This is a genomic window from Acetobacter pasteurianus (assembly GCF_009914215.2).
GTDB lineage: Bacteria > Pseudomonadota > Alphaproteobacteria > Acetobacterales > Acetobacteraceae > Acetobacter > Acetobacter pasteurianus.
Map to the genome: position 1 here is coordinate 132,821 of NZ_CP039847.2, position 20,902 is coordinate 153,722.

At 50.7% G+C, this 20,902-nt stretch carries 18 protein-coding genes, 6 pseudogenes and 2 other annotated features; of the genes and pseudogenes, 10 read left to right on the forward strand and 14 right to left on the reverse strand.

What is annotated here, in order from left to right; all coding sequences use genetic code 11:
- Positions 1–82 precede the first annotated feature (82 nt).
- From FCN51_RS26950 to FCN51_RS26980, 7 genes and pseudogenes are all read right to left on the reverse strand, one after another.
- Positions 83–1,293, reverse strand: a protein-coding gene (locus FCN51_RS26950; RefSeq protein WP_096884248.1) for an IS3 family transposase whose coding sequence is annotated in 2 segments (ribosomal slippage) — positions 83–1,008 and positions 1,008–1,293 — 1,212 coding nt in all. Because the reading frame shifts where the segments join, the coding sequence is not laid out codon by codon here.
- Positions 899–1,015: a sequence feature (AL1L pseudoknot), on the reverse strand. It overlaps the preceding gene by 117 nt.
- A gap of 55 nt (positions 1,294–1,348) precedes the next feature.
- Positions 1,349–1,555: pseudogene (locus tag FCN51_RS26955) on the reverse strand (transposase); the annotation flags it as partial.
- A gap of 100 nt (positions 1,556–1,655) precedes the next feature.
- A pseudogene (locus FCN51_RS26960) lies at positions 1,656–1,955 on the reverse strand (IS5/IS1182 family transposase); the annotation flags it as partial.
- A gap of 190 nt (positions 1,956–2,145) precedes the next feature.
- Positions 2,146–3,531: an IS1380-like element IS1380A family transposase gene (locus FCN51_RS26965; protein WP_006115870.1), complete on the reverse strand. Its 1,386-nt coding sequence runs from the start codon at positions 3,529–3,531 to the stop codon at positions 2,146–2,148.
- A gap of 90 nt (positions 3,532–3,621) precedes the next feature.
- Positions 3,622–3,996 (reverse strand): annotated as a pseudogene (locus tag FCN51_RS26970) (transposase); the annotation flags it as partial.
- A gap of 131 nt (positions 3,997–4,127) precedes the next feature.
- Positions 4,128–5,330: an OprO/OprP family phosphate-selective porin gene (locus FCN51_RS26975; RefSeq protein ID WP_006117547.1), complete on the reverse strand. Its 1,203-nt coding sequence runs from the start codon at positions 5,328–5,330 to the stop codon at positions 4,128–4,130.
- Positions 5,317–5,616, reverse strand: a complete 300-nt coding sequence (locus tag FCN51_RS26980) for a hypothetical protein (protein WP_019088957.1) — start codon at positions 5,614–5,616, stop codon at positions 5,317–5,319. The genes FCN51_RS26975 and FCN51_RS26980 overlap by 14 nt, the downstream gene beginning before the upstream one ends.
- A gap of 139 nt (positions 5,617–5,755) precedes the next feature.
- Here FCN51_RS26980 and FCN51_RS26985 point away from each other — a divergent pair.
- Positions 5,756–6,100, forward strand: a pseudogene (locus FCN51_RS26985) (IS5/IS1182 family transposase); the annotation flags it as partial.
- A 282-nt stretch (positions 6,101–6,382) separates the two neighbouring features.
- On the opposite strand, the gene FCN51_RS26990 reads toward FCN51_RS26985, so the two are convergent.
- Together FCN51_RS26990 and FCN51_RS26995 are read right to left on the reverse strand one after the other, a co-directional pair.
- Positions 6,383–8,605 carry a TonB-dependent receptor gene (locus FCN51_RS26990; protein ID WP_006117546.1) on the reverse strand — a complete coding sequence of 741 codons (2,223 nt, stop codon included), beginning with the start codon at positions 8,603–8,605 and terminating at the stop codon, positions 6,383–6,385.
- 76 nt (positions 8,606–8,681) lie between these two features.
- Positions 8,682–9,212, reverse strand: coding sequence for a DUF2946 family protein (locus FCN51_RS26995; protein WP_006117545.1), 531 nt, complete (start codon positions 9,210–9,212; stop codon positions 8,682–8,684).
- A 328-nt stretch (positions 9,213–9,540) separates the two neighbouring features.
- Between FCN51_RS26995 and FCN51_RS27000 the strand changes: the two genes are divergently transcribed.
- Together FCN51_RS27000 and FCN51_RS27005 are read left to right on the forward strand one after the other, a co-directional pair.
- Entirely contained in the window at positions 9,541–10,533 is a 993-nt protein-coding gene (locus FCN51_RS27000; protein WP_160257196.1) for a TonB family protein, read from the forward strand.
- Between the two features lie 243 nt (positions 10,534–10,776).
- Positions 10,777–11,444, forward strand: a pseudogene (locus tag FCN51_RS27005) (transposase); the annotation flags it as partial.
- A 27-nt stretch (positions 11,445–11,471) separates the two neighbouring features.
- Here the strand turns inward: FCN51_RS27005 and FCN51_RS27010 are convergent.
- The 3 genes and pseudogenes from FCN51_RS27010 to FCN51_RS27020 form a co-directional block, all read right to left on the reverse strand.
- Positions 11,472–12,679: pseudogene (locus tag FCN51_RS27010) on the reverse strand (IS3 family transposase).
- Positions 12,285–12,401: a sequence feature (AL1L pseudoknot), on the reverse strand. It overlaps the preceding pseudogene by 117 nt.
- Positions 12,680–12,730: 51 nt before the next feature.
- The gene (locus tag FCN51_RS27015; protein WP_050793185.1) at positions 12,731–13,045 is read right to left on the reverse strand and encodes a hypothetical protein; all 315 of its coding nucleotides are present in this window, start codon (positions 13,043–13,045) and stop codon (positions 12,731–12,733) included.
- Between the two features lies 1 nt (position 13,046).
- Complete coding sequence (locus tag FCN51_RS27020; RefSeq protein WP_026019419.1) at positions 13,047–13,499, reverse strand: Rrf2 family transcriptional regulator; 453 nt, start codon at positions 13,497–13,499, stop codon at positions 13,047–13,049.
- Positions 13,500–13,587: 88 nt separating this feature from the next.
- Between FCN51_RS27020 and FCN51_RS27025 the strand changes: the two genes are divergently transcribed.
- From FCN51_RS27025 to FCN51_RS27045, 5 genes are all read left to right on the forward strand, one after another.
- Positions 13,588–14,904, forward strand: coding sequence for a globin domain-containing protein (locus FCN51_RS27025; protein ID WP_006117537.1), 1,317 nt, complete (start codon positions 13,588–13,590; stop codon positions 14,902–14,904).
- A 91-nt stretch (positions 14,905–14,995) separates the two neighbouring features.
- Complete coding sequence (locus tag FCN51_RS27030) at positions 14,996–17,320, forward strand: nitric-oxide reductase large subunit (RefSeq protein ID WP_006117536.1); 2,325 nt, start codon at positions 14,996–14,998, stop codon at positions 17,318–17,320.
- Positions 17,321–17,326: 6 nt separating this feature from the next.
- Entirely contained in the window at positions 17,327–17,692 is a 366-nt protein-coding gene (locus tag FCN51_RS27035) for a DUF488 domain-containing protein (RefSeq protein ID WP_010512344.1), read from the forward strand.
- Between the two features lie 61 nt (positions 17,693–17,753).
- Positions 17,754–18,143, forward strand: coding sequence for a PAS domain-containing protein (locus FCN51_RS27040; protein ID WP_006115869.1), 390 nt, complete (start codon positions 17,754–17,756; stop codon positions 18,141–18,143).
- Entirely contained in the window at positions 18,140–18,412 is a 273-nt protein-coding gene (locus tag FCN51_RS27045) for a DUF1971 domain-containing protein (protein ID WP_006115868.1), read from the forward strand. Before FCN51_RS27040 ends, FCN51_RS27045 begins: the two co-directional genes overlap by 4 nt.
- Before the next feature lie 13 nt (positions 18,413–18,425).
- Here FCN51_RS27045 and FCN51_RS27050 read toward each other — a convergent pair whose 3' ends face one another.
- Positions 18,426–18,641, reverse strand: coding sequence for a hypervirulence associated TUDOR domain-containing protein (locus FCN51_RS27050; protein ID WP_010512346.1), 216 nt, complete (start codon positions 18,639–18,641; stop codon positions 18,426–18,428).
- 35 nt (positions 18,642–18,676) lie between these two features.
- Between FCN51_RS27050 and FCN51_RS27055 the strand changes: the two genes are divergently transcribed.
- Together FCN51_RS27055 and FCN51_RS27060 are read left to right on the forward strand one after the other, a co-directional pair.
- On the forward strand, positions 18,677–19,255 hold the full coding sequence (locus FCN51_RS27055; protein WP_006115867.1) for a DUF488 domain-containing protein: 579 nt from the start codon (positions 18,677–18,679) through the stop codon (positions 19,253–19,255).
- Positions 19,256–19,453: 198 nt separating this feature from the next.
- Positions 19,454–19,918, forward strand: a complete 465-nt coding sequence (locus FCN51_RS27060; RefSeq protein ID WP_082823244.1) for a helix-turn-helix domain-containing protein — start codon at positions 19,454–19,456, stop codon at positions 19,916–19,918.
- Between the two features lie 33 nt (positions 19,919–19,951).
- On the opposite strand, the gene FCN51_RS27065 is transcribed toward FCN51_RS27060, so the two are convergent.
- Complete coding sequence (locus tag FCN51_RS27065) at positions 19,952–20,590, reverse strand: HPP family protein (protein ID WP_006115571.1); 639 nt, start codon at positions 20,588–20,590, stop codon at positions 19,952–19,954.
- Positions 20,591–20,902 lie beyond the last annotated feature (312 nt).

Below are 20,902 nucleotides of genomic sequence, written 5' to 3' on the forward strand. Positions count from 1 at the left end.
TACTTAATGTGTAATGATAGATATTTTGCAGATTCTCTAGAGTGAATTGCCCCGGGTTTTGTGGAGACGTTTTTTATCTGATTTAAGCGGCTAATGCATGTGATTTCTGTTGTGCATAAAAGCGTGCCTCAGCTTCTGCTGGCGGGATGTTTCCAATGGAGGACAGGAGCCGCCGATTATTGAACCAGTCGACCCATTTAAGTGTTGCCAGTTCAACAGCTTCCCTGTTTTTCCATGGCCCCTGCCGATAGATGAGTTCGGTTTTGTAAAGTCCGTTAATGGTCTCTGCCAAGGCGTTATCATAGGAATCCCCAACACTGCCGACAGAAGCAACGAGCCCCGCTTCAGCCAGTCTTTGCGTGTAGCGAATGGACACATATTGACAGCCGCGGTCGGAATGGTGGGTCACTTTTCCCTCAGGCTGCCTCTGGCACAGAGCCTGCTCAAGGGCATCCAGTACGAAGTCGGTATGAGCCGTTGAGGAGACACGCCAACCCACAATAACCCGTGCAAAGACGTCAATGATGAAGGCCACATAAACAAAGCCCTGCCAAGTGGAAACATACGTGAAATCCGAAACCCACAGTCTGTTGGGGGCAGGAGCATGAAACTGGCGCTGCACCAGATCCTGCGGACACGGACGTTGCGGATCAGGCCGTGTGGTTCTGACCCCCTTGCCACGAATGACGCCTTTCAGCCCCATCCGGCGCATCAGCCGCTCTACCGTGCAGCGGGCGACATCCACGCCTTCACGTCTGAGCTGATGCCAGACCTTGCGCGCTCCATAGACGCAGAAATTATTATTCCACACTCTACGGATGTCATCGCACAGTTCTTTGTCTTTCTGGCTGCGCACACACGGATTTTTCTGTCTGGCAACAGTTGCATAATAGGCAGATGGTGCAATCGACAGAACCCTGCAGATTGACCCGACACCATATGTCTGCCGGTGCTCCTCAATGAAGCGTGTCATGGCTTGAAGATGCGGTCGAGCTCCGCCTGGGCAAAATATGCCGACGCCTTACGCAGGATTTCATTGGCCTGCCGCAATTCGCGGTTCTCTCGCTCCAGTTGCCTGATCTTCTCTCGATCAGGCAGGTCACTCACCGCAGGCGCATTGGCACGTTCATGCAGACGGGTCCATTTTGACAGCGTGTCAGGATGAATATCCAGCTTTGGCGCTATCATCATCACTGCAGACCACCGCGAAGGATGGTTCTTCTCTTCCTCCAGAACCATGCGGGCTGCACGGTCACGAAACTCAGGCGGAAAACGCTTCGATTTATTGCTCATGAATTCTTCTTACCTCACGGGTCTTTCTGTCTCCACAAAACCCGGGGCAATTCACTTCAACCCGGTATTCCACAAAGGCAGGATGCCGCTTATCGCGAAAACAGGCAGCAAAGCGGCGGCTGAGACCCAGAATGTCATCAGCCTGCTTCACCAGAATGACGCCCCCATCCGAACTCATGCGACCCCCGTCAAAACGGGCCACAACACGCCGTCCACAGGAGGCTGGAAACTCATACGCGCCTGCGCTACACTCTGTCTGCATCGGGTTTTCTTGATGATTATGGAAATTTCTTTTGTGCAAAACAGACTTTTTCATAATCTAACCCGATGTACAACCCTTCTGTGAGATTTCCGCGTCGAAACTTTCGATCGATAGAAACATGTGATTTGTAACCAAAGAACGGAATGGCGAGGTCCGTGGCCGGGAGCGTCCCGTCCTCCTGCCGCTTTGCCTTCGTGAACTTCAGCGTCCAGCGGGCGTGCCTGTCCTTGTGGGACAGCTTTGCCGGCTTGTCCTGCCAGTCCTGTGGGATCCGCCCTTCACGAAGATCCTCTTTCTCCCCGTTGGTATTGCGCTGCTTTGGCGCTGCCACCAGCGTGGCATCCAGGATCTGGCCGGACATCGGCAGATACCCAGCGTTACGCAGGGTGGCGTCAAAGCGCTCGACGCTGATTTCTCACACTTGAGGCAATTTCGGGTTATTTTGTAGAATTCAGTCATCCCACAGGAGCCCGATCTGGAATATTGACGATATTGTGCTTCTGGCGGCGGGTTCTGAACGCAGTGAGGGTGTCACGGCCTGAGAAGGCAGTGTTGGTGGAAGCTATGTGGTCTGTGCACTGTCTGTTTCTTCAGATGGCCTGCCGGAGCCTTCGCAATCGTGCATGAGCGAGGGCGAATTCATGCTGACAGGGGAACATGTCCGGCATGGACAGGACAATCCGACGGACGCTGAGCGTTACACGTGTCGCGATTTTGAGCAGTCGTGCGCGTATGGTGCCACAGGTCGCCGTCTCCAGGCTGGTCTGGCCAAGGGCCAGTCTTTGCAGAGCGATCAGCAGGACATAGGCTGCGGCCGAGAACCACAGCCGGAGCTGGTTGGCCCGGATGGTGTGGGACGAGGTCCTGTCTGAGAACAGATCCATCTGGCATTCCTTGATGCGGTTTTCCATATCCCCGCGTGCGCAGTAAATCTGTTCGTAGAGATGGCGGGGGTCGGACATTCCCTGCGGTAGCGTGGTGACAATGAAGCGATGATAGCGGTTGCCGTGGCGCCATTCGGCCTTGGCCACGACCCGCCTGCGGCGCGTCCAGCTGTCCTTTGTGATCCAGTCAAAGGAGGCGAAACCGCGCGCAGCTCTGCCTGTCGTGGCGGCTTCGTCACGAACCTCAGCGGACAAAGAGGCAATCCGGTCATACAGGCGGGTGTTGCCTGCAAGCCCGAACAGGAAGTCAACGTGGTTGTCTTCGCACCATGTCATCAGACTGTCCCGGGCGAAACCGCTGTCCCCACGCACCAGGATACGCACCCGGGGCCAACGGCTCCTGATCTGCTCCACGATCCGGCGGATGTCTGCCAGTGCTTCCTTCCCCGGGTCCCTGTCTGCCGTGCGCAGGGTAGCGCTGAGGAGATGATCCCCGCAAAAGATGTATAGCGGCAGATAGCAGTTATGGCCGTAATACCCATGAAAGGCACGGCCTTCCTGATGGCCATGGATACGGTCATCGGTGGCATCCACATCCAGAACGATGCGGGCGGGTGCGCGCTCATGCTGGTCCAGAAAGAGCGTGACGAACAGGGTCGCCAGGGCCTCATGATCAGCAATGATCCGACAGTAACGATCTGCCTTGTGCCCACTGCGCTCCAACCGGTTCAGTGTAGATTTGCCAGCCAATGCTGCGCAGTTTGCCCGGCCTCCTGACAGACGGCCCGAGGCCAGACCAAAGATCAGGTCATGCCGCAGGGCATCGTGATCATTGAGATCTTCATAGCCCAGTGCCAGGCCCATGATCCGCTGACGGACAAGGTCTTCAACCCGGTATTCCACAAAGGCAGGATGCCGCTTATCGCGAAAACAGGCAGCAAAGCGGCGGCTGAGACCCAGAATGTCATCAGCCTGCTTCACCAGAATGACGCCCCCATCCGAACTCATGCACCCCCCGTCAAAACGGGCCACAACACGCCGTCCACAGGAGGCTGGAAACTCATACGCGCCTGCGCTACACTCTGTCTGCATCGGGTTTTCTTGATGATTATGGAAATTTCTTTTCTACAAAACAGACTTTTTCATAATCTAACCCGATGTACAACCCTTCTGTGAGATTTCCGCGTCGAACAACTGCTGGATGGCGCCTGCCTCGGTCAGACGCTCACGAAATAACCAGATCGTTTTGGCATCCGGAACGCGGTCCGAAAGCCCCAGACCAAGAAAGCGCATGAAAGAGAGACGGTCATTGATCAGATACTCTGTCCGTTCATCAGACAAATTGTTCAACGTCTGGATGACTAGGATTTTGAACATCAGCACCGGATCAAACGGCGGACGGCCGCCTTTGCTCCTGTCTGAATAGGCCAGAGCCTGCTCCAGATCAGGGCGGAACGCCTCAAAATCCACAGTCCGGGAAAATGCTTCAAGTTGGTCACCAAGCCCACTCAACCGAGCAAGCCGCTCTTCAACATCAAAAAAACCAGACTGTTTCATGAGCCATCCCCCCAATCATCACACAAAAGAGGGAATCACAGAGAGAGACCTAAAACCAGAGAGTTTTTCGAACCCTCCAGCTTCACTACCTGCCCCCTATAACCATTTACACAACAAATACTTAAGTTTAATTAAAAATACACTTGGAACATTGATAAAATACTATCAAAATTATGATAATTTTCTTTTTCGTAATATTTTGTGTGTGAATAATCCAAAGAAATTCGTATGATATCCAAGGGATACCAATTTATATTTACGCTCCATATATTTTGCTTGCCCCCAGATACATCACTATTTTCTAAATCCATTTGAGAAAACCTTGTCGCCAGTTCTATGACTCCCATGGCATGGCAGAGGGTAGAGACTTTCTGATCACATGATGGAGAAGCAAAACTTGCAGATGTGGGTTTCCATGCTCGCGGCTTTCCAACCAATGTATATGCCGCAGTAATATACCATCCATAAAAATTTTGACGGTTTATTCTAGAGTTTTTATTTTCATTAACAATTAAATTATAGTATTCGCTACTTATTAATAGTTTCTTCCATGCAACAGCTCCCTCTAAACCAAAAGCACCAGAGCTCTTTGCTGGAATATTACCTGTCTTTATATATTTATCATTTAATCCATCGTCGTTTTCAGGTGTATCTGAAAATGATACACCTTCTTCCATAGAATTTTTATGAGACGGTCGAAAAACCCACTCACCTGATATACCTACATGCATAAGGAATTCTTGGGTATGTATCGGTAGAATCACAGATCTAAAAACAATTGCTCTTTGATTACCGTCTTTTCCCGGGCCAGCTGTCCCAGCCGTTCCAGAAATGGCTAAATGATAGTAATTTCCGTAAAATAACGCTTGCACTGCCTGACGATTTGCACCGGCGGCAAGTCCACGGGTAATTGTTGCAACGCTTGCCCGTTCAGGAAAAATGCTATCACCTCTGGACTGCATTGATGACAGTCCAAAACTCGGATTGAACACTCCGACAGAAAATTGAAAATGTTTCAAACCAGTATAGCTGGCAGCACCTTCGAATAGACGCATTTGTCCACCGGGAGCCGCCCCAAAGTCCCAAATGGCACCGATCTTGACCTGATTAGCTATATTAATTCTTACCCCGTTACGGATATGAGGGCCACTAGCAGATGGAGAAGAGTGCTGATTGCCATGTATATTACTACCCACCTCGAGTTGATCTTGTGCAAAAGGGTGGATAATAACTTTCCCTACAACGATATCTTTAACAGTTTTGGCAAAAGCATCGGAGTCAGAAAAATTCGAAACAATCAAAATACAGAAAATAAACTTTTTATTTTCCCACATAATTTTTCATATACTTCATATCATTTTCTTGTGGAACCGAGTTTACCAATATGTTTTTTTCTGTAAGATCAAGAAATCTTTTAGTTCCGGAACGAACAATAGATAAACCAATATTAACAAAATCTTTTTGTTTCCAAGGCTTTTCTTTTCCTAAAGACAAACATACAGCATAAGCTGCGCCAGCTAAGTATAAATCTAATTCTTGTACATTACGATTTTCTTCAAAACATAATTGTCCGATTTGTTCTCCAACATACTCAGGATCAAATCTGACTCGTAATGACATGACGTAAGACCCTTACTTGTTTCCATATGTGCACATTATCTAACGTGTTTTTGTTACAAAAAGGCATCTTAAATTACAAATATTTTTTATGTTATTATAATACATGATTTGCGCAAATATTTTTGGGCAGAATTTTTCTGACAGGAGTATACCCGCAACATATCTGGCCATCCCATTCTTTGGTTATAAATCGTATCATTCAAAAGCCAATGAAGACTTCATAGATAAAGAGGGTTTCGTCTCGAAGGTTCCCAGGAAGAAGCCGCGCCCCAACCCATGACTCCGTCATATTCAGCGATCCGATGCAGGCAAGTCCGTGATCTGATCACGCGTTGAGCATGTCTTTGCAGATCAGAAATCACAGACCGGACTATTCATCCGAACTGTCGGTATCATACGGGCCACCATGAGGATCGGGCTGACCAATATCATCTACAATATGCGACGTTTCCTCTTTCTGGAACGGGTCAGTGCCACAGCATAGCAGTCCAGAGCAGGAAGCCTTCTCCTTGCTCAAAACGCAGATCAGATGCCATCGCAGAAATCATCAATCAGTATGCCAAAACTCGAAAAATACCAGCCAACCTTACCAAAATAAGAGTTCTTCGAACCCTCCATCTGATTGCACAGACCACACCGGTGCCAGCGTCCTCATAATATCAGGTCTTAAGTTGAACTGGAACCGGGGAGGTGCGTAACCGCCATAAAGGCACTTTCACTCTCTGCCTGTAGGCTCTCTTTCTGCGCAGGCAGAGAATGTATGGTCTTAAAACGTGGCGGAAAGGCTTATATTGAAGGAGCGACCCATGCCCGGCAGAGCACGAGTGGTGCCAATATAGCGTGTATCGCCCAGAGAGAGACCACCCAGCGGCAGATAGTAGGGCTGGTTGAGCACGTTATCAATTCCGGCATCCAGCGTTAGCATCTTCCACGTGTAGCTGCCGCCAAGGTTCAGCAGGGCGTAGCCTGCAGTGCGGGGTTCGCCACGTAGCCAGTCCACCGTGTCCTTGGGTTTGACAAAGTTCATCTCCACCCGGCCTGTCCAGTGTCCCACCGTTTCATGCACCGCCACCGTACCGTTAAGCGGCATCATGTGGTACAGGCCGGAATGCGTGACCTCATCCTGCCCACGCACCCAGTTGAGCACACCGGTGACTTCACCCTTGCCATATTGCGCCGTGTCCCACAACGTGTAATGGCCAGAGGCGTTAATGCCGTAGGTCTGAGCGTTGTGATTGGCAAATTGCAGCAGATGGTGCCCGTTGGAGAAGGTGCTCAACTGCACCACGTTGATGTAATTGCGCACGTAGCTGTAATAGGGCTGCACCGTCAGGCCCCATCTGTTGGCGGCAGTGGGGTCATGCCAGTCCAGCGTCACGCTGGCCGTGTTAGCGATTTCTGACTTCAGATCCACGTTGCCCACATAGCCGTTACCATCGCCAAACCAGCCGATCATGCTGGAAGACATGGTGCCACGGCCCCACGCATAGCGTTCATACAGGTTGGGCGCGCGGGATTTACGGGCGTAGCCGCCTTCCAGCGTAAAGCTGTCTGTTACCTTCCAGCGGGCCATGGCGGTGACATCAAAGTTCACATCCGTCCGCTCCCGGTTGCGGGCGTTGAAGGCGCGGGCCGCCATGGCATCCGTCATGTTCATCATGCCGGTCCATGAATAGGGAGCTACGTTTCCCGTGTTCATCATGATCAGATCATTGCGGAACCCCAGCAAGGTGGAAACGCGGGGCGTCCAGTGGGCTTCCCACTCGGCGTAATGGCCCAGCCGATCGCGGTGGCCGTTATTGATGTTGTGGTAGGTATCTGGCCCCATCATCATGCTACCTTGCAGCGGGGGCCACCAGTCATTCAACCCCACATGGTCAAACCCGCTGCCCAGTTTGAGCGTGTGGAAACGCCCCAGCGGTATGGTGGCCTTGAGCGAATAACCCGCCAGACGGGAGTCATTGTTCATGGGCATGCCGGTGGTGGCGGAATGGCCGCCCTTGTCCGCCAGCATGTCCATGGCGTGGGTAATGCGCTGCCAGTAGCCACGGGCTTCAAACGTGCCCCAGTCAAATGATCCGGTATATTTGCCGTTTACAAAGGTGGAGCGGTTGTTGGTCATGTCCATATACTGGTTGGCAAAGCCCTCACGCGGGGTATCCTGCTGCCCCACGGTAATGGCCACCAGATGGTTGCCCTTGTGCAGGCCCACCGTTACGGCGTGATTATAGGTCAGGTAATTGGTGGAGTGCACGGTGCCCATGCCCGCACCCCCCCGATAATTGCCAGACTGATCATAAGAACCCGTATAGCGGATGCTGAGCAGATGATTGGCAACCGTGACGGAACCGGAAGCCCCGTAGGCCCCGCCATTGCTGCGGTAGGTACCGCGCACCCGGCCTGTCACAAGAATTTTTCCCTTGCGGGCAAAGCGCGGGTCTGCCCGTTCCACATCAATGGTGCCGCCCAGACTGTCGCCCCCGCTGCTGACAGGGGTCAGGCCCGCAATGCTGGTGGCAGTCTGCACGCTGTCCGGATCAATGTAGGAGAGGGCGGGATTCATGTGGTTGGGGCAGGCGGGAGAGATGCGCACGCCATCCACAATAGTGGCGACGCGATCATCCGCCATGCCGTTCAGCACGGGCAGATTGGCCAGCCGCCCGCCGCCGTAGGAACTGAACCCCGGCTGGTTACGGAACAGCGAGGACACATCCGGGCTGGAAAGCCGGGACATGCGCTGTGAGCTAGCATCGGGCGAGGACGCGGTCAGCGGGGCATCGGAGAGGGAGGTTTCTTCTTCCTCATCCGTTGAGATATCCAGCCGGGGCAAGGTGACAACGGAACTGCCAGAGGCCGTGTTGCTTTGTCTGGCACTACCCTGTGCAGCCGTTGTTTGCGCCTGCGCGGCGGATATGGTGGGGGCCGCGTACACCGCGGCAATAACCCACGCCCACGTCGGCACGCGGCGTGGGTTGATAAGTGTAATCATGAGAACAATCCTGAAAACAAAGCGTACAGAACTCTTTTCCGGTTATGGGGCCGGAAAGGCGTGAAGAGGCTTTGGTTCAGGCAGGAGGCCCACATGAGGGGGGCAGACCAAGCAAAACGCTCGGCGGTGCGCGTGGGGTGGAGGCATGACTGCCACGCCGCATCCACCGCAGAACGGGTGGGGGCACCAGCATTACGGCCATGGGAAGCGCCGCTGGTAGCGAGAGCAGCGGACAGAGTGGACACCCATCCGCCCTATGGTGATGGCCGGAATGCGACTGGGTGGATTTACCCGCCATGGCCGCAGCCATGTGGTGGGCACGACCTACCGCACTTTCTGGTGAGGTAAGGCCCGAACCCTTCTGCCTTGTGTGAGACGATGTAGAGCCAGAGAACACTGCACCAGCGGGCGTTGCATCCAAAACGTCATCGGGGACGGAGAGGGAAGCGGCAATATCCATGCCCAGAAGGCGGACTATGGTGGTGCGGGGCAGTTCATCCGGTTGCGCAAAGCTCTGAAGGGCAAGCAGGCCGAGAAAGCCCACCAGTGTCACCACCACCAGCGGCCATTTCAGCAGTGTATGCAAAGAGTGGGAGGGGCGAGCCATCAGAGCAGCCTGAACTCCTGTCTGTGCGGGCCATGGTAGGATGGCCCAAAAATGGGGTGGGGCTTTGCTTTATTTGTCTATTGGGGGCTTTGTGTCAAACGTGTGACTGCCGCGAAAGTAATCTTTCTGATTGAAGGCAACGGCCAGAGGTATAAAACTACGGAAAAAGCCCACACAGACCACGCAGAAAACGGGCGGAAAACAGGCAGGCACGCGTGTAAGGCGGCATGAGTGGCAAGGAGTCGCAGCCGTTTGGGCGCTTGGGTGTATCTGCCTTGCGTTGTGGGTATGGGCGGTTCAGGACCAAAGGACAAAGGAACGCGGACGGGTGAAACCGCACGGCAGACTGGGGCAGGATGACGGTGCATTAACGCCAGACGTGCGTGCGCCGGAAATCTGTCCTCCTCTGGCACCGCCGGAGGGGGCCGTGTTCTCTGCTCGCCAGAGCCGGACCAGCCGGGTGTGGAGTCTGGCTCTTCTGGCGGCAGTGGCGGGGCACGGGGTGATTACAGCCTGCCTGCTGGTGACATTGCACCCCAGACATCCGCCTGAAGCACCGGGGCAGAAAGCTGTGGAGATGGTGTTTGAATCTCCGGCCAGCAGGCCCGCCAGCACCGCGAACCCCGCTTCTGTGACCCCGCCGCAGGAACCGCAATCTGTTCCCGCTCCATTTCCTGAGCAAGCAGAACCGCTCAGTGTGCCTCCTGCGGCTAACCTCACTCATGCCGCGCAGCCCCCTGAGATGACGCTGCCAGATGAGGCGCTTGCCTCCCCGCTGGAAGCGCCAGTCACGCCAGCGGATGCACCACCCGTACCGCCCATGACCGATATCTTGCCGCCTGCGAGTGTGCCCGCGCCTGTTGCCGCGCAGAAGGCCGCTTCCGCACATGAGCACCGGCCTTCGGCTCCGTCTTCTCCAATGCTCCACAAGGCGGCTGTGCCACCTCCACCCAAGGCCAGTCCGACTTCGCATTCTCCAGAGGGAGCGACACCTCCTGCGGCTCAGGGCTCTGCTGCTGTGCAATCGGCGGCGGCATCGGTGGCGCATGTGGCCAAAGGGAGCGGGGCGCGCACGCTTACCTGCACCCCACCGCAGACGCATTATCCCCCCATGGCCCGGCATCTGCACGAAGAAGGAGAAGGCGTGGTGGAGGTCACTCTGGCAGCAGACGGGGGTATTGCCGCCACCCGACTGGTACAGAGTACCGGCTATGATGATCTGGATGCACAGGCGCTGGCCGCTGCCCGTGGGTTGCACTGTGCCGCACCGGCGTCCGCCCCCATGGTGGGGCGGATTCCGGTGGGGTTTCATATTCGTTAGCGTAGAAAATAAAGTTTTTTTACTGCTATGTGCCGTGTTTGATACATTGAGCCCCCATCCCTGTGCAGTATAATGCCCCCGATTTCGATCAGGGGCGGCAGGCTCATGGTGTACACATTCTCATACGCGCAGCGGCATCAGTATGCAGACGCATATAACAAGATGGAGGGTTCGAAAAACCCTTTGTCTCTGAGCTGTTCTGTGTGATTCCATTTCTTCGGCGTTGATTGGGGATGGTGGAAGATGAAGCAGCCTGGTTTCTTTGATGTTGAAGAGCGCCTTGCTCGGCTGAGCGGGCTTGGCGATCAGCTGGAGGCCTTTTCCCGGACTGTGGATTTTGAGGTGTTCCGCCCTGATCTGGAGCTGGCTCTGGCCTATTCGGACGGAAGTAAAGGCGGACGTCCGCCGTTTGATCCGGTGCTGATGTTCAAAATTCTGGTCATCCAGACGTTGAACAATTTGTCTGATGAACGGACAGAGTATCTGATCAACAACCGCCTGTCGTTCATGCGCTTTCTGGGATTGGGCTGTCGGACCGCGTGCCGGATGCCAAAACGGTCTGGCTGTTTCGTGAGCGTTTGACACAGGCGGGTGCCATTGAAAGGCTGTTTGACCGATTTGACGCGACCCTGCGGAACGCCGGTTATCTCCCGATGTCCGGCCAGATCCTGGATGCAACACTGGTGGCTGCTCCAAAGCAGCGCAATACGAACGCTGAGAAAGCGGATCTCCGGGCAGGACGTATTCCAGAAGACTGGCAGGACAAGCCCGCAAAGATGTCGCATAAGGATCGTCATGCACGATGGACACTTAAGTTCACGAAGGCGAAGCGGCAGGACGATGGAACCATACCGTCGAGCGATCTCGCCATCCCGTTCTTTGGCTACAAATCCCACGTTGAATTGCCCCGGGTTTTGTGGAGACGTTTTTTATCTGATTTAAGCGGCTAATGCATGTGATTTCTGTTGTGCATAAAAGCGTGCCTCAGCTTCTGCTGGCGGGATGTTTCCAATGGAGGACAGGAGCCGCCGATTATTGAACCAGTCGACCCATTTAAGTGTTGCCAGTTCAACAGCTTCCCTGTTTTTCCATGGCCCCTGCCGATAGATGAGTTCGGTTTTGTAAAGTCCGTTAATGGTCTCTGCCAAGGCGTTATCATAGGAATCCCCAACACTGCCGACAGAAGCAACGAGCCCCGCTTCAGCCAGTCTTTGCGTGTAGCGAATGGACACATATTGACAGCCGCGGTCGGAATGGTGGGTCACTTTTCCCTCAGGCTGCCTCTGGCACAGAGCCTGCTCAAGGGCATCCAGTACGAAGTCGGTATGAGCCGTTGAGGAGACACGCCAACCCACAATAACCCGTGCAAAGACGTCAATGATGAAGGCCACATAAACAAAGCCCTGCCAAGTGGAAACATACGTGAAATCCGAAACCCACAGTCTGTTGGGGGCAGGAGCATGAAACTGGCGCTGCACCAGATCCTGCGGACACGGACGTTGCGGATCAGGCCGTGTGGTTCTGACCCCCTTGCCACGAATGACGCCTTTCAGCCCCATCCGGCGCATCAGCCGCTTACCGTGCAGCGGGCGACATCCACGCCTTCACGTTGAGCTGATGCCAGACCTTGCGCGCTCCATAGACGCAGAAATTATATTCCACACTCTACGGATGTCATCGCACAGTTCTTTGTCTTTCTGGCTGCGCACACACGGATTTTTCTGTCTGGCAACAGTTGCATAATAGGCAGATGGTGCAATCGACAGAACCCTGCAGATTGACCCGACAACATATGTCTGCCGGTGCTCCTCAATGAAGCGTGTCATGGCTTGAAGATGCGGTCGAGCTCCGCCTGGGCAAAATATGCCGACGCCTTACGCAGGATTTCATTGGCCTGCCGCAATTCGCGGTTCTCTCGCTCCAGTTGCCTGATCTTCTCTCGATCAGGCAGGTCACTCACCGCAGGCGCATTGGCACGTTCATGCAGACGGGTCCATTTTGACAGCGTGTCAGGATGAATATCCAGCTTTGGCGCTATCATCATCACCGCGGACCACCGCGAAGGATGGTTCTTCTCTTCCTCCAGAACCATGCGGGCTGCACGTTCACGAAACTCAGGCGGAAAACGCTTCGATTTGGTGCTCATGAATCCTTCTTACCTCTCGGGTCGTTCTGTCTCCACAAAACCCGGGGCAATTCAGTATGTGAAGTCAAATACTGCCTGTCGATCATGTTCAGACAGATTTGTCTCATAATTTATCAGCCAATTGTCTGTATTACGAACACTTGTGATCAGTTCGGTCGCTGAAGGTAGTTTATCAACTACAGTTTTTGAATAAACGTGTTTCGTTTTCGTTAGATGTGCGCGGAAAATCTCGTCGACAATATTGATATGTGCTAACCAGAACAGGATTGTTTCGACGATTTCCTGATCACCTGACTTTTCTGCATTCATAAGACATGTAATCAGATTTTCATCCATCCACTTTTTGTATTCCATTAATCCTGACATATTAATCCTTTGTTTCATTTCTGATGAGTCGTTCACATTCAAACGGAGTAATCATATCGGCCAGAGTGTAGCGGTCGAGAACGGACATCATCGCCTGCATTGTTTCTGACAGAACCCCTCGGAGTCGACATGAGGGCATAAGAATACACGTGCCCTCTCTTTCACAAGTTTTGTGGCTGAGGCAATCAAGCAAGCTCATGTCTTCTTCCATATAACTTACGACTGCACCGATACGTATCGTTTCGGCCAACCTTCCCAAACGGATACCACCATTGCGACCACGCAGGGTTTCAATAAAACCACCTTTACCCAGACGATGAATCACTTTGACCATGTGAGTTTCAGAAATCCTGTAGGTCTCAGCGATCTCCCGAATGGAAGACAGTCGATCAGTTCGACTACCCAGGAAGATCAGTGCACGGAGCGCATAATCGGTCTGCAAATTAAGTTTCATACCTACAGCATGCATCTACTTGACAGATTTTCCAAGATGTCTGACACAAAAGGTGTATGGACTATGAACCTTAAAGGATCGAATCACAATGTCCGCCCCACTCGACGAAAAAACACGCGCTCTCGTTGTTGCGACAGTTCCAGCTCTCAAAGCGCACGGTCTTGCGATTACGGAAGAAATGTACAAGCGTCTTCTGTCGCACCCCGAAATTCGAGATCTCTTTAATCTCTCCCATCAGCGGGATCTGGAGCAGCCCAAAGCACTGGCGCTGGCTGTTCTCGCGTATGCCGAGCATATCAATGATCTTGGAAAGCTGGGCGGCATGGTCGAGCGCATTGCCGAAAAGCATGTTGGCCTGAACATTTTGCCTGAGCATTATCCTTTCGTTGCAGACGCGTTGATCGGTGCTATCAAGCACGTTCTCGGCGATGCGGCGACTCCGGAAATTATTGATGCATGGGGTAAAGCTTACTGGTTTCTGGCAGATGTCCTGATCGGTCGAGAAAAACAGATCTATGACGAGCACGAACATGCTCCTGGAGGCTGGAAGGGGTGGCGTGAATTCACGGTCCGAGCACGGCACAAAGAAACGCCTTTCATCACTTCGTTTGATCTGGTTCCAGTCGATGGAAAGCCGCTTTTTCATCATAAGGCCGGCCAATATCTGAGCTTCAAACTTGATATTCCGGGTCACGGGTCACAACGACGTAATTACAGTATTTCTTCAGCACCTGGGGCCGACCATTACCGTATTACTGTCAAGCGTCATGATCAGGGGGTAGTCTCAACGTGGCTTCACGACAGTGTGCAGGTCGGTGACATTCTTCAGGCCGCTAATCCAGCGGGTGATTTTTTTCTGGATGAAGCCAGTCATGCCCCGGTCGTTCTTCTGGCGGCAGGCGTTGGTCTCACGCCGCTGATCTCTATGATTGAAGATCTTGTCGCAACACATTCTGGTCGTAAAATACATTATGTTCTGGGAGCCGACACAGTTGATCTGGCAGCGTTTGTGCCTTTTGTGACGTCTCTGGCGACTGCAGGAAAACTGACAGCTGAGTTCTTTTTTGCAAAGGGCAATGTTCCTGCGGGAAACCTTCCAGGACAGCCTGTTGCGCAATCCAATGTTGCTTCATCAGGATGGCTGCATAGAACACTCAGTCATTTGACAGGTAGCAAGGGAACAATACCAGAAGCTGTCTCTTCTGCGGGTATTACGGTTCATTCAGGTCATATTACACAAGATTGGCTGCGCAAAAACCTTGATCACGCAGCGACCTATTACATCTGTGGCCCGGATTCTTTCATGCGCGACATGATTGAAACTTTGCGTAACGAGCAGTTGTCAGGCTCTCAGATCCGCTATGAGATTTTTGGCTCCGCATCTGATCCGGCTCTGGTGATCTGAAACCTGTCAGACGACCTTCTCAGAAAGGAGGAGGTCGTCCGGTCGCTTTTTTTCTGTTTTCTTAAAGTTTTAGCCAGAAAGTCCGTTCAGGATGTCCAAGACGGCATTAGTCAATCGTGCTGACAGGGATCCTGTCAGCACTGTCCTGAAGTGGGTTTTACTTGTTGTCGGGTTTGCTACCGCGATGCTGCTGTTCTGGACAACACTCAGGACATATCAGGGTGTTCCACCTCAGCCTCAGAGATTTGTTTCCCGGTCCGGGGATGTCATCATGACTGCAGATGACATTATCGCTGGTAAAGGCGGGTTCCAGAAAGCAGACCTGATGGATTATGGCAGTCTGTATGGTATGGGCTCGTATTATGGAGAAGATTACACAGCATCCTTACTAAAAAATATTGCGCTTTCAACACGGGAAAATTATGCACACGATGTCGGAGAGAGGACCTTTTCCCATCTGTCTCCGGAAAAGCAGACGGTTGCGACAACCCATATGCGTGAGGATCTTCGTGGCATCGATCTGACACAAGACACGGTTGTGTTACCCGATGCCGTATCCCACGCTTTTGTAAAAATACGTGATGAAACAGCGGCGTCGTTTCTTAGGACAGACCGCTCTTCCGGCTGGAATGCGACACAGGCTCTCACGCCAGCGCTTGCGTTAAAAACAGCCGATTTTCTCATGTATTCAGCTTTGACGACTGTGGCGCATCGCCCTGGCAAGACCTATTCATGGACGCAGAACTGGCCGTATGAACCGTTGGTTGGGAATACACCAACGGGGGCCACATTTATATGGACGTGGGCGAGTTTTGGCTTTGTTTTTCTCGCATTTGGTGTCGTTCTGTTTATCTATGAATACTGGCTTGATGATGCTGATACTAGTTTACGCGAGTGTATTCTGGTTCCTGCACGTCCATTAACATCGAGTCAGAGAAAAATATGGAAATATTTTCTGCTGGTTTCGGCCTTGATACTTATACAAATACTTGTTGGCTCGATCATGGCTCACATGTATTACGACCGGTCTAGCTTTTATGGTTTTGATGTCAATCGTTACATCCCGTTCAGTTTTATGCGTGATGTACATATTCAGGCACCTATAGTCTGGATTGGCCTGTCGTGGATTGGAGCTGCCCTGTTCCTTTCCCCGGTCATCGCCGGAGGCGAAGAAGCACGAGGTCAGGGATGGCTTGTCGATGCTCTATTCTGGGTTACGGCATTTGTTGTGGTTGGCGGTCTCGTCGGAGACTATCTCGGTATTATGGGAGCGATAGATACAAACTGGTTTTGGTTCGGCAATCAGGGGCTCTCTTACATCCAACTTGGTCGGTTCTGGCAGATTGGTTTCTTTGCAGGTTTAATCGTGTGGAGTGCGCTTGTCATGCGCGCTCTCTGGCCAACAGTGCCTGGCTGGATAGATGCTGCTCGTGATTTCTGGACAGGTCGTATCCGGCTTGAACACCTGATCTGGGCCTCAACAGTAAATATTGCCCTGTTGTACGTCTGTGGAATGGTGCCTCTGACAGGAATCGAGAAATCTTTTACACTGGCTGATTTCTGGAGGTGGTGGGTCGTTCATCTGTGGGTTGAGCAATCGTTTGAGTTTTTTGCTGCAACCATGACGGCATGGACTCTTATGGCAACGGGGCTGGTGTCACGAAAGCTGGCCGAGCGCGGAATGTATTTTGAAGTCATTCTCGTCTTTCTTGGTGGGGTGATTGGTACTGGACACCATTTATATTGGGCAGGAGAGCCCAGTATCTGGATCCCATTTGGAACAATGTTTTCGTTTATTGAGGTACTTCCACTGGTTCTGCTCATCATGGAGGGTATTCATCATTATCGCCTGATCAATGCTCACGGAGATTTCCAGTATCGCGTTGGCTATATGTACATTATTGGCGCTGCTTTCTGGAATTTTGTTGGTGCGGGCGTTTATGGAGGAGGTATCCTGAATGCGCCATTGGTCAACTATTATGAACATGGTACATTTTTAACGTTAAATCATGCACATGCATCTTTGTTTGGCGCCTTTGGTGAACTGGCAATTGGTCTGATTTACTTCTGTCTGCGCTATATCCATGCCGGTGAGAAAACGTTTTCTGAGCGACCAGGGATCTTGGCATTCTGGCTATACAATGCAGGTCTCATTCTCTGGACTGTTCTGAATTTCTTCCCCGTTGGCTGGTCGCAGCTCCTGGCTGTTTACGAGCATGGTTACGCTTATGCACGGAGTGCTGCATTCTATGATACGACATTGTTCTGGCAATGGATGCGCCTGCCTGGTGATGTTGTCTTTGCAGGTGGTGCTTTGGTCATGAGTGGTGATTTTATCATCAAATTGTATCCGCTTTACCCGCTATGGACACAAAGACTTTTTAGGAGTGTGTCTCTGGACACCAAAAAGGATTAGTCTCTCATGAAATCTCGACACGACGTTCGGATAAAACGAGTTTACGATCTGCCTTCGGAAATAGATGGCGTTCGTGTTCTTGTGGATCGATTGTGGCCTCGAGGGTTGCACAAATCAGATGTTAAAATGGATTATTGGTTAAAGAATGCTGCTCCAAGCTCCGATCTTCGACACTGGTTTGATCATGACCCGGCTCACTGGGATGAATTCAAACTCAGGTATCGTCATGAGCTTTCTGAAGGAAATTCCGACATCAAAAAACTTGAGAACCTTATGAAAAAAGGGAGGATCACTCTTCTTTATGCTGCGCATGATCCGCTTCATAATCACGCTCTTGTTCTCCAGAAATTTCTGGATGAGCAGGACATATAGGTATTGACGCTAACGTATAAAAAGTATTCATCCGTTATCACGTTTTTAGGAATTATGTTCCATGCCGAATTTAAGTTTTGCTGAAACAGATCAAAAGAATTCTCCCATTATTTGTGACGATGCGATTGTCCGGGTCCATCGCTCAGGCATCATCGAGTTGTGGGATGACAACGCAGTTCAGATGTTTGGTTTTGCGGCGGAGGAAGCTATTGGGAAGTCACTTGATCTGATTATACCGGAAAAATTACGTGAACGGCACTGGAAAGGTTGGTCTTATGTCGTGGAGCAGGGAGTAACAGGTTTTAATTCAGATCGTACACTCACCGTGCCGGCTTTAAGACGGAATGGTTCGCAGATTGTTGTTATATTCAATATGGATATCATAAGAAACCATAGTGGAAATATCGATGCGATAAAGGTTGTTTTTCGTGATATCAGGAAGCAGCCATGAAACCGTATCGTATTACGTCGGAGTTCAATGAGATAACTCTTCCCGCAGGTCTGCGTCAGCGTCATGCCACGAAGGCTGGCGTATGGGCAGTTATCCGTATTCTGGAAGGAACTGCGACGCTCGTGTACGTTGACACTGGAGAAGTCAGGCATCTGACACCTTGTGAACCAGGCCTTATCAAACCGGAGCAGACGCATTACCTAAAATTATCTGGTTTGGTCCGGCTAAAACTGGAGTTTTACGATTCTGATCCAGTTCATTCTTTGTGAAGTATATGAACACTTACATCTGTAGCTGTAGGGCCGACCCTTTGTGAAATGCTATATGCCCAGTTTTCTGGCTGACAATCTCGTATTGAGGTTCCTGGCCTGACGCATGATGATGATACCCATTGACGAGAAATGGTGATGTGTGAATTTTCGTAATTTTACCTGTGACATAACCGGCTTCAGAGTTCCATGAAACAATGTCGCCAATTCTGAAGGTTTGTGAAGACATGGTAATTTTCCTTATGCAACCGAAGACACTGTAAAATGACCAAGGTTAAATGTAAGACGATTTATACGATTGGTCACTCTACGCATTCCCTTGACGAGTTTATAACACTTATTTGTCATTATCATATTACATTCGTGGCGGATGTTCGTGCGTTTCCGTATTCCAGGCGTAATCGGGATTACAATGGTAATGTCCTGTCTGAAGCGCTTGGGAAAGTAAACGTTATTTATCGTCATTTTCCGGAGTTAGGCGGGAGACGTCCGCGGTCTAGAACCGTTGCACCTACGATTAATGCATTCTGGCGTGTGCAAAGTTTTCATAATTATGCCGACTATGCTTTAAGCGATGAATTTCAGAAAGGTCTAGCAACTTTAATCGAAGCGAGCCGATATGAAACGGTTGTTTTAATGTGCGCAGAGGTTCTTTGGTGGCGGTGTCATCGGCGCATTATTTCAGATTATCTTCTTTCTAAAGGTTTGACGGTGATCCATATCCTGTCGTTGACGAACACGCAGGAAGGCGTTCTTACGCCTGGTGCTGTTGTCGAACCAACAGGTTGTTTAACGTATCCTCTTCCAGAGTCCGTATGTGTCCAAAATGATGAGAAGTCATAATAAAAATCAGAATATTCCATCGGAACCTGAAGAAATGTTCAGCGCTCTGAGACTCTTTGATGGTGTTTCAAAGCGTGAAAAACGCGTTCTTTTGTCATCTGTGAAAAAAACGATAAACCAAAAAATTTGTGGATTGTGTTTGATGGCATCATACACTTAAGGAGTCCGCATCCAGAAAAGAAAGAAAATATCACTGTTATGAGTATGATAACCGGTGACTTTCTTCTTCCTGCAGCGGTCGTAACACGACAACCTTATCTTCTGGAAGCTTATTGTGCCTCAGCAGCGACGATGCTTCAGATTGATGCAAATATTATAGACGTATTGTGTTCTTTTCATTCATCGTTCGCGCGTATTATGCTGGAATATGTTGCAAAACAATTTAGGAATAACATCAATCAGACGAGTTGTTATTATCATTGTAGTGGTTCACAGCGTTTGTTCTGTTATCTCGTGAAACTTTCCATTATACAGGACAATCGAAAAAAAGTCGTACTTCCGCATAGCAAATCTTTGGTGGCAGCCGAGCTTCGCATGACACCTGAAAATTTATCCCGTATTATAACACGGTTTCGTGGTGAAATTTTAGAAGTAAACGGTTCGGAAATAGTGATTTTAAATTATGCTCAGTTAATTAGTCTTTGCGGGCACATTAGGGCTTAATGATGGAAAGAAAAAATATAGAATAAAAATATATTATTTTAAGTCGCATTTATTTTTATCAATGATAGCTAATAATTGTTCAATGTCACCGGGCTCGACATCAAGCGTATCGGGCATTGATTGCAACGCATTGTAAATATCTTCCCGTGTAAAGTAATTTTGAATTACTGTGGAAGCTTCGACGTCCTGAGGACGATGTGGATACGTATGACCGGTAATCCGATGATAAGCAATAGCGGCGATGGTCAAAGCGACAGCATTCAGGCCGACTGGCACAAAAGGAAATAAGAAACCAGTCGTGAGATCATGATTGCCAGGATGGAGGAGCGTTGCTGTGAGTGCCGATGCGCCACCCGGAGGATGAAGTGATTTTGAGGCGTTCATTGCAGCGATTGCGAGCCCTACTGAAAGAGCACAGGCGATGAGAAGTGGTACATCGGGAATAAGTGAAACTATGACGCCAATCGTTGCTGAAAGAACATTTCCTAAAATCACAGCTCGAGGTGTTGCTAAAGGACTGGCTGGAACACCGAATGCAAGGACGGCCGATGCACCCATAGGTGCAACAATGGCGGCACTTTCAATTGGCATTAAGATAAACCCAGCAGAATAAGATGCTATTATACCGACAAACCCGCCAATAGAAGCACGTAATGAAATAAAACGACTCATATTGTGTCCACTACTTTGTTTAAATCAAGATAACATGCAGAATACTCTGGTGTTCAAAAAAGTAAATACAATACATCTTTTGATTGCGGGATTTCATCGATTCATATGATCGACGCGGAAATCTCACGGAAGGGTTGTACATCGGGTCAGATTATGAAAAAGTCTGTTTTGTAGAAAAGATATTTTCATAAGCAATAAACGAACCCGATGCAGACAGAGTGTAGCGTGAACGCGTATGAATTTCCAGCCTCCTGTGGACGGCGTGTAGTAGCCCATTTTGATGGAGGTCGCATGAGTTCGGATGACGGTGTC

What these genes read in the sequence shown, in the direction of transcription:
- FCN51_RS27040 (WP_006115869.1), top strand. Translation starts at nt 17,754, where the DNA reads ATGCCGAATTTAAGTTTTGCTGAAACAGATCAAAAGAATTCTCCCATT.
- FCN51_RS27020 (WP_026019419.1), bottom strand. Translation starts at nt 13,499, where the DNA reads ATGAAACTTAATTTGCAGACCGATTATGCGCTCCGTGCACTGATCTTC.
- FCN51_RS26975 (WP_006117547.1), bottom strand. Translation starts at nt 5,330, where the DNA reads ATGTGGGAAAATAAAAAGTTTATTTTCTGTATTTTGATTGTTTCGAAT.
- FCN51_RS27030 (WP_006117536.1), top strand. Translation starts at nt 14,996, where the DNA reads ATGTCCAAGACGGCATTAGTCAATCGTGCTGACAGGGATCCTGTCAGC.
- FCN51_RS27055 (WP_006115867.1), top strand. Translation starts at nt 18,677, where the DNA reads ATGACCAAGGTTAAATGTAAGACGATTTATACGATTGGTCACTCTACG.
- FCN51_RS26965 (WP_006115870.1), bottom strand. Translation starts at nt 3,531, where the DNA reads ATGCAGACAGAGTGTAGCGCAGGCGCGTATGAGTTTCCAGCCTCCTGT.
- FCN51_RS27045 (WP_006115868.1), top strand. Translation starts at nt 18,140, where the DNA reads ATGAAACCGTATCGTATTACGTCGGAGTTCAATGAGATAACTCTTCCC.
- FCN51_RS27065 (WP_006115571.1), bottom strand. Translation starts at nt 20,590, where the DNA reads ATGAGTCGTTTTATTTCATTACGTGCTTCTATTGGCGGGTTTGTCGGT.
- FCN51_RS27060 (WP_082823244.1), top strand. Translation starts at nt 19,454, where the DNA reads ATGAGTATGATAACCGGTGACTTTCTTCTTCCTGCAGCGGTCGTAACA.
- FCN51_RS26980 (WP_019088957.1), bottom strand. Translation starts at nt 5,616, where the DNA reads ATGTCATTACGAGTCAGATTTGATCCTGAGTATGTTGGAGAACAAATC.
- FCN51_RS27050 (WP_010512346.1), bottom strand. Translation starts at nt 18,641, where the DNA reads ATGTCTTCACAAACCTTCAGAATTGGCGACATTGTTTCATGGAACTCT.
- FCN51_RS27035 (WP_010512344.1), top strand. Translation starts at nt 17,327, where the DNA reads ATGAAATCTCGACACGACGTTCGGATAAAACGAGTTTACGATCTGCCT.
- FCN51_RS26995 (WP_006117545.1), bottom strand. Translation starts at nt 9,212, where the DNA reads ATGGCTCGCCCCTCCCACTCTTTGCATACACTGCTGAAATGGCCGCTG.
- FCN51_RS27015 (WP_050793185.1), bottom strand. Translation starts at nt 13,045, where the DNA reads ATGTCAGGATTAATGGAATACAAAAAGTGGATGGATGAAAATCTGATT.
- FCN51_RS27025 (WP_006117537.1), top strand. Translation starts at nt 13,588, where the DNA reads ATGTCCGCCCCACTCGACGAAAAAACACGCGCTCTCGTTGTTGCGACA.
- FCN51_RS26990 (WP_006117546.1), bottom strand. Translation starts at nt 8,605, where the DNA reads ATGATTACACTTATCAACCCACGCCGCGTGCCGACGTGGGCGTGGGTT.